Consider the following 360-nt stretch of genomic DNA (forward strand, 5'->3'; position numbering starts at 1 on the left):
GCCTTAGCAGGCTGCTGAAAAAGCCTGCACGCGCCGGCTCGCCGAGGAAGATTTCCCGACACGATGCTGATATGCGCCGCGAGATCGAAGCTTTCGCGCACCTCTGGACGTTTTTTCCGTTCTGATGGACCTGATGTGGGCCGCGCGGAGTTTTTCAGCAGCCTGTTAGGCTGGCTCGCGGCGCAGCCGGTCGAGCGCCGACAGGAAGGCCGGGGCGTCCTCGCCCAGTTCCGCCATCAGCCTGGCCTGGAAGTCCTGCGCCACAACGGCAAGCCGGTCCATCAGCGCCTGCCCCTGGTTCGTCAGTTCCAGCGCCACCAGCCGGCGGTCCTGTCCATGCCCCGACTTGCGCACCAGCCC

The 360-nt window shown here is 65.8% G+C and carries 1 protein-coding gene; it reads right to left on the minus strand.

Translation table 11 applies throughout. The annotated features are described in order from the left end of the window. Window positions 1–165: 165 nt before the first annotated feature. Window positions 166–360, minus strand: a 195-nt coding sequence (locus AB4091_RS22045; protein WP_442295081.1) for a hypothetical protein, incomplete at its 5' end; no start/stop codon positions are given.

This window comes from Terrabacter sp. 2RAF25 (genome assembly GCF_052115265.1).
Classification (GTDB): domain Bacteria; phylum Actinomycetota; class Actinomycetes; order Actinomycetales; family Dermatophilaceae; genus Terrabacter.